This is a genomic window from Mycetocola sp. (genome assembly GCF_046716805.1).
In the GTDB taxonomy this organism is placed as follows: domain Bacteria; phylum Actinomycetota; class Actinomycetes; order Actinomycetales; family Microbacteriaceae; genus Mycetocola_A.
Window position 1 is genome coordinate 1 of sequence record NZ_JBKJWH010000185.1, and the last position, 2541, is coordinate 2541.

The window sequence follows — 2541 nt, forward strand, 5'->3', positions numbered from 1 at the left end:
CGCCGCCGGCATCCGACCCGAACGAAACACCACCCTTCTGATTCAAGTGAGTGACTGCCACCGGGATCCTCGGCTCGGCGTGGCCCGCGACTTCTTATCGTGGCCGTGTCAGTCCCGCCGCAGCCAGACGGCCGATTCGCCCGGCAGCTCCCCTTCATCGAGCGGGCTGCTGAAGAGAAGCACCCGACCGCCATCGCTTCCCACGGCTCGGGCTGCGGCAGCAGCGGGCGCTGGATCTCGCGCCCACGTCGAAGTCGCCGGTGGCGTGACATCCTGGCCTAACGGTCGCCTCGCTTGCGTGGTCCCTTCGCTCGCGGTGTCTCTTCGAGGGGAGGCTGGACCCGGATGTCGGACGTTTTCACGTCGGTCGGCCGGTCGCCGGCATCCCACGCCTGGTTCACCGCAGCGGTCAGGGAGGTGTCGGCGGCTGCCGCCGCGGCGAGTGTTCGCTCGAGCCGACTCTGGCGGTGGCGCAGCCAGACTCCCAGCGCGATGATGACAATCAAAGCGAGGTAGCAGATGGCGGCGAACGGCCGGGTGAACAGAGCACCCAGATCGCCCTGGCTCAGTTGCAACGCCTTCCGCAGTTGTTCCTCCGCCATCGGCCCGAGGATCATACCGATGACAAGCGGCGCGATCGGGTAGCCGTACCGGCGCAGGAAGTACCCGACGATTCCGATGACCAGGAGGATCACGATGTCGACGATCGCGAAGTTGACCGCGTAGGCGCCGAGCGCAGCGAAGGTCAGGATGCCTGCGTAGAGGTACGGCCTTGGGATCTGCAGCAGCTTCACCCAGATGCCGACGAGCGGCAGGTTGAGCACGAGCAGCATGACGTTGCCGAGATAGAGGCTCGCGATGAGCGCCCAGACGAGGGCCGGCTGGTTCGTGAACAACTGCGGACCGGGCTGGATGCCGTAGGACTGGAACGCGGAGAGGATGATCGCCGCGGTCGCCGTCGTTGGCAGGCCGAGGGTGAGCAGGGGCACGAGAACGCCGGCCGCTGCCGCGTTGTTCGCCGCTTCCGGGCCGGCGACACCTTCGATGGCGCCGCGGCCGAACTGTTCCTTGCGCTTGCTGAGCTTCTTCTCACTGGCGTAGGAGAGGAACGTGGCGACATCCGCCCCACCGGCCGGGATGGTGCCGATAGGGAATCCGATCGCCGTGCCGCGCAGCCAGGGTTTCCAGGAGCGACGCCAGTCGTCCTTGGTCATCCAGCTGCGCCATCCCCGGGTCACGGGAACGAGCGCGATCGGACCGTGTCGCATCCGGCTCGCGACATAGAAGGTCTCGCCGACGGCGAAGAGCCCGACGGCTACGAGCACGATGTCGATGCCGTCGGCGAGGGGGAGCAGGCCGAACGTGTACCGCTGCTGGCCGGAGAGGAGTTCGGTGCCGACGAGGCCGAGGAACAGGCCGATGCCCAGCGAGGTGAGGCCCCGCCAGACCGAGGAGCCGAGCAGCGCGCCCACGGTGATGAAGGCCACGACCATGAGGGCGACGTAGTCGGCCGGTGCGAGCTGCACGGCCCATGTGGCGATGATTGGTGCGAGGAGGGTCAGGCCGACGGTCGCAATCGTGCCGGCGACGAACGAACCGATCGCCGCCGTTGCGAGAGCAGCGGCACCTCTGCCGAGTTTCGCCATCTTGTTGCCCTCGAGGGCGGTGACGATCGATGCGGATTCACCGGGGGTATTGAGCAGGATGCTCGTCGTCGATCCGCCGTACATACCGCCGTAGTAGATGCCGGCGAACGTGATGAGGGCGGCGGTCGGGTCGAGCGTGTAGGTGAGCGGAAGCAGCAGTGCGACGGTCATGGCCGGGCCGATGCCCGGCAGTACGCCGACGGCGGTGCCGACGAGCACGCCGATGAATCCGAAGATCAGGTACTGGGGCTGGAGGGCGGTTGCGAAACCCTCCAGCAGGCTCAGGATGTTCTCCATGTCAGCCTCTCAGGGTTCGCAGCAGGGGGTCGAGCCACGTCAGAAGCGGCCCGGACGGAAGGGAGAGGCCGAGTACGCCTCCGAAGAGGATGTAGACGACCAGGCCGAGGGCCAGCCCGATGAGCAGGGCGGCCCACCAGCGTTTGGCACCGAGCGACCAGGCGACACCGCCGAAGAGGACGGCGGCGGCGAACGGCCAGCCGATCACTTCGATCAGGGCGATGTGGGCCACGACGAACGCGGTGATCTTTGCGAGGGTGATCCAGTCCGTCTTCGCGTTCGCGTCGACATCCTCACCCTCTTCGACGTCGGCGAGTCGCCCGCGTAGCACGCCGATGAGGACTGCTGCGGCCGAGATCACGAGGATCGTGCCGACGAGGAACGGGAAGACCCGCGGCCCGACCTGGGTGCCTGCGCCGGGGAGCCGGATCGAGAATGCCCCGGCGAATGTGAAGATGCCGAGCGCGAGGGCCAGCGCGGCGAAGATCAGCTCGCCCAGCTTCGCGCGAGAGGTGGTTGTGCCGACCGGCTCGTTGGCGGCCGGCGGGGGGGGGGGGCGGGGGGGGGCCCGCGCCCCCCCCCCCGCGGGGGGGGGGTT

2 protein-coding genes are annotated in these 2541 nt (G+C 68.1%); both read right to left on the reverse strand.

Annotated elements, in window-relative coordinates:
• Nucleotides 1–278: 278 nt before the first annotated feature.
• A complete protein-coding gene (locus tag ACLQ62_RS14855) occupies nt 279–1943 on the reverse strand; it encodes a tripartite tricarboxylate transporter permease (RefSeq protein WP_411722402.1) in 1665 nt (554 codons plus the stop codon).
• Between the two features lies 1 nt (nt 1944).
• Nucleotides 1945–2541, reverse strand: a 597-nt coding sequence (locus ACLQ62_RS14860; protein WP_411722403.1) for a tripartite tricarboxylate transporter TctB family protein, incomplete at its 5' end; no start/stop codon positions are given.